Genomic DNA, 4,399 nt, shown 5'->3' on the forward strand with positions numbered 1-4,399 from the left:
CTGGACCAACATCGCTGCCGCGACCGACCACTACCGGTCACACGCCGACCACGCCCTCGACCTGCTCGGTCTCACGAGCTGAGAACGCATCAGCCCTGGGGTGAGGACACGGACGGGAACGTACAGACGCTGTGCCGTCCGTGTCACAAGCTCAAGACCCGCGAGGATTTCGGGGCGTTCAATTGATTGGGCCACGATTATTCGAGCAAATCATCGTGTGCTGCCGCCGCAGTAAAAGGCGCTTGCTCAGGGTTCCCAGGGGAAGTGCGGCTGGTACCCCGGCAACCAGGGCCGCCCGGGGTGCCAAGATAGTACCTGTTCTCGCTGCCTGAGCTGCTGCCAACTTGCGTGCACCCGGGCAAGTGCTTGCGCGGCCGCTGGATGGTTCAGCTGTTTAGCTTGGGCGTACCAATTGGCCGCCTCCGGGAGGTTGCCGCGTTCTTCCTCTAGCCGGCCACGCTCAAACATGGCGCCTCCGTCACTTGGTTCTCCCTGCCCGCGCTGCTGCCGACTTGGTTCTTTCTGCCTGAGATGCTGCTGCCACATTGCGTGAATCCCGGCAAGCTGCCGCTCGGCCGCTTCATGGCCCGGCTGTGCCTTGAGAGCTCGGGCGTACCAATTGGCCGCCTCCGGGAGGTCACCGCGCTCTTCCTCTAGCCAGCCAAGCTGACACATGGCGCCTGCGTGAGTCTGCCCGCTCAAATCGACGCAGCGGAGAAGGTAGTTCTTAGCTGCCGTTGAATCGTGGACTTCGATGCGGATGACTCCCATTCCGAAATAACCCAATTCGGCAGTCGACGGCTCTTGTGCAAGCTTCTTAAAAAGCGTCTCTGCCTCGGCGTAACGGCGCTTCCGGTAAAGCATTATGGCCTTACGCTTCCGGTAAAGCGCTATGGCCTTACTTAGTCGCTCATCCATAGCTTTAACTTCCTGACTTCTGCAGCTTCCGTGCAGCCGGTCGGTACAGTTAAGCCCGCCGCCGATCATCCTGCCTCCGGCCTAGGGATGTACTTCCACCGTGCTCCGCATCTAGGTCTGTGTCAACTCTCTCCCAAGCCAGTTGGCCCCAAGACTGCATGAAGCAATGCGAATACGAACCGTAACCATGTGCATTTATGGGCTCCTCGGCTCCCGCAAGCTTTCGTTGCCCGTCGATCGCTTCGCACTAAATCTAAGCCCCGCCAGGCCGAGCATAATCTGTCACGGCGCGGATGCCCCAGGTAGTCGAAATTAAGCCACGGCCATACTCATTTGAGCCCATGCCCGCGCTGCACTTGTCTCGCTCGAACGGCCAATGGCGAAACGTTCCCTCACCCCTGCTTGGAGCTACCCCATGCCACGCAAGCCCCGCCCCCCGTGCTCGGTTCCGGGCTGCCCCGAGCTGACAACTAGCGGACGCTGCAAGGAACATGAGCGTGAGGCGACCAAGAACCGCGAGACACCGGGTACCAGTGCGTACGGTCCCCGGTGGCCGCGCATCCGACGGGCCTACCTGTACGCGCATCCGTGGTGCCTGCTGTGCACCGGGCCGGCGACGGTGGCTGACCATCACCCGTTAAGCCGTAGGCAGTTGCGGGCGCAGGCCGTTCCCGATCCGGACGCTTGGCACAGGCTCAGGCCGTTGTGCACGAGCTGTCACAACGGGGAGACGGCCGTTCATCAGCCGGGTGGCCGGGCTGCTGCGAATGTCAAGCCTGTTCGGCGCTGAATTACTAATTACTTAGGGTAATACCCACCCGGGTGCCCCCTATCTCCTCCCTAGATTGCACGGCAGGGAGGGAAAACACTCTCGCCGTAACTGGAGCCGTTTGCGCGGAGCGTCATGGATCAAAGCGGAGCATGGCGAACCCGAGGCGAGGGGGACACCACCGGTGCCGTGAGTGATCAGGATCACAACTCGCCGAATGAGTCTAAGACTTGGGGCTATTGCCGGGTGCTCGCGTCGCCCTCCCTCCTCCCAAGTCCGCCAACTGCTCCAACAGTTGGGCTGAATTTCCCGCTAAATATCAATACTTAGGAGATTTAGGTATGGCACTCACTCTTGCCGAATCCGCGAAGCTCTCGACCGAGAGCCTTCAGCGCGGCATCGTTGAGACCTTCGTTGAGGAATCCCCAATCCTTGACCGTCTGCCGCTAATTGGATTCGAGGGGACCTCGTACCACTACAACGAGGAGTCCGCCCTGCCCGGTGTCTCTTTCCGTGCGGTCAATGAGGCATACCCGGAGAGCGTCGGCGCGGTGAGCCCACGAATCGAGAGCCTGGCTATCCTTGGCGGCGACTCCGACGTGGACAAGTTCATTGTCCAGACGCGTGGGAACGTCAATGACCAGCGCGCTATCCAAGAGACTCTCAAGGTCAAGGCCGCATCCGTCCACTTCTCGGATCAGTTCTTCAACGGCGACACGGCAGTGAACCCTCTCGGATTCGATGGCCTTCGCAAGCGCCTGATTGGCCGACAGGTCGTCGACGCCAAGGGAGTTGGCCCGGTCGCCAACGGCTATGACTTCTTCGACGCGCTCGACGCACTGACCGCTCAGGTGCGCGGGCTCACAGGCCAGAATGGCGCCCTGTACATGAACGCCGCGATCATCGCGAAGATCCGGTCCGGCTTCCGCCGGCTGGGTGGCGCCGAGCTGCTGACCGCCGAAATCCTCGGCAAGGAAACGACCATGTGGAACGGCATCCCCATGCTCGACCCGGGACAGAAGCTCGACGGCACGGACGTGCTCCCGCTGACGACCGGGACCGGGGGCAAGGAGAGCGGTGACATCTACGCCGTCCGTTTCGGCACTTCCGAGGCTGACGCGGGCGTGACCGGTCTGACCAATGGCGGAATCCAGGTCACCGACCTTGGCGAGGCGCACGACAAGCCCGTGTACCGGACCCGTATCGAGTTCTACATGCGGGATCGCGTTGTTCGGCGGCAAGGCTGCGGCGCGCCTGATGAACGTCCTTGCCAGCTGAACTACCGAGCGTGACCACAACCGCCCCGTACCTTCCCCTCACTGTCGGGGTGGGTACGGGGCCGATCTGCGTTTATGAGCCGCTGGTTACTCCGCGGGAGAAGTACTGTACTTCGCGATGATTTCAACGGCTGTCGACTTGTCCAACAGGCGAAGTTCCCACGGACCGGTATTCACATCGAATTCCTTACCGAAGCCGACCCACTTCCCGGACATCCGCCGTCCAGTGGGATCAACCAAAAGCTGAATGGCCCCGTGGTACCTTGCGCCCTGGTAGTAGCCATCCTGTGCTGTTTGTTCGACCCAAGTCCCGGTCACGATGTTGCGGTCCGTGGTCAGGTCAAACGAGAGCGGCGAGTCAGGGTTGGACGAAGCACCGGGCAAGGATTGACCCGTGATGCGATTCCCGTGCTGCGTCAGGATGACGTGGTGCAGCCCGGTGAACGTGCCGTCCCGGCTGCTGCTGTAGAACTCGTACCGGCTCAGCCATACCCCGGAGTAGTCCTCGCCTATCGGGGCGGGTGCCGCCTGTACCGGGACTCCCGGCTCACTGCTGGCCATGTCGTGCCCTCCTGTGCCATCCCGGGTGACCCCGGACGGTAGCTGTGCTGACTCGAAACCAAGGCGGTCGACGGGGAGCTTCGTGACGGCCTCAAGGGCACGAACGTACACCGGCCGAGGGGCCCGCACCTCCCCGGATTCCCAGCGCTGGACAAGCCGTTTGCTTGCTTCGTTGGGCTCCCCTTGTTCCGTGCCCACCGCGCGCAGGCGCTTCGCGAACTCGTCTTGACTCAGACGCAGGCCAAGCCGTACGGCCCGCAACGTCTCGTTCGGCGTCGTCATGACTCCAAGGTATGTCCAAACGTCGTCCAACGACACCTAAATGACGCCTTGTCAGGACGCCCGAAAGACGCCTTCCCGTCGTCGCACTGGTTCGGTCGGACGGGACACCATCAGGGGGTCGGCAATCCGAGCGATGCGTGACCGGAGGTGAACGACCTTGGCGATGACGTATGACGGCTGGAAGGCCGAGCAATGCAAGCACTTGGCGGGGAGTAGTCCGCAGGAAGAGTACGAGCCCGAGCTGAGCCGCCGCGTGAGCGCACGTCTGCCGATCACCTGGCCGCCGTGCACCTGCGCCAACTGCACTCGGCAGGACGACTGATGGACCCGTACGTAGCCCCGGTGTTCGGCGTCGGGGGCTTCACGGCGGGCGTTCGCCGGGCTCGGACTGGGCTGCCCCCGCCGATCCCGTGGTGGGCGCAGGGACGGCCCGTGTGGGCTCCGGAGAACGAGGAAAGGCGCACCTTTGGCCATTCGCAAGCGGTACCGGTTTGTCAACTTGACCCGGCCCTGAAGGGCCGGGCTTGTGGGTAGGGCGCGGCTGGCTGCCGTGTGGCCTCCCACGTCTGAGCCACCTACGGGGTGGCTGGGA

At 62.7% G+C, this 4,399-nt stretch carries 3 protein-coding genes; 1 reads left to right on the forward strand and 2 read right to left on the reverse strand.

Features of this window, described 5'->3' with window-relative positions:
• Window positions 1-246: 246 nt before the first annotated feature.
• Entirely contained in the window at window positions 247-987 is a 741-nt protein-coding gene (locus tag UK12_RS38715; RefSeq protein ID WP_082120123.1) for a tetratricopeptide repeat protein, read from the reverse strand.
• A 1,041-nt stretch (window positions 988-2,028) separates the two neighbouring features.
• Here UK12_RS38715 and UK12_RS31925 point away from each other — a divergent pair.
• Complete coding sequence (locus UK12_RS31925) at window positions 2,029-2,979, forward strand: major capsid protein (protein ID WP_197085346.1); 951 nt, start codon at window positions 2,029-2,031, stop codon at window positions 2,977-2,979.
• A 72-nt stretch (window positions 2,980-3,051) separates the two neighbouring features.
• On the opposite strand, the gene UK12_RS31930 is transcribed toward UK12_RS31925, so the two are convergent.
• On the reverse strand, window positions 3,052-3,807 hold the full coding sequence (locus tag UK12_RS31930; protein WP_045306708.1) for a helix-turn-helix domain-containing protein: 756 nt from the start codon (window positions 3,805-3,807) through the stop codon (window positions 3,052-3,054).
• Window positions 3,808-4,399: the final 592 nt, after the last annotated feature.

The sequence above is a fragment of the Saccharothrix sp. ST-888 genome (assembly GCF_000955975.1).
In the GTDB taxonomy this organism is placed as follows: domain Bacteria; phylum Actinomycetota; class Actinomycetes; order Streptomycetales; family Streptomycetaceae; genus Kitasatospora.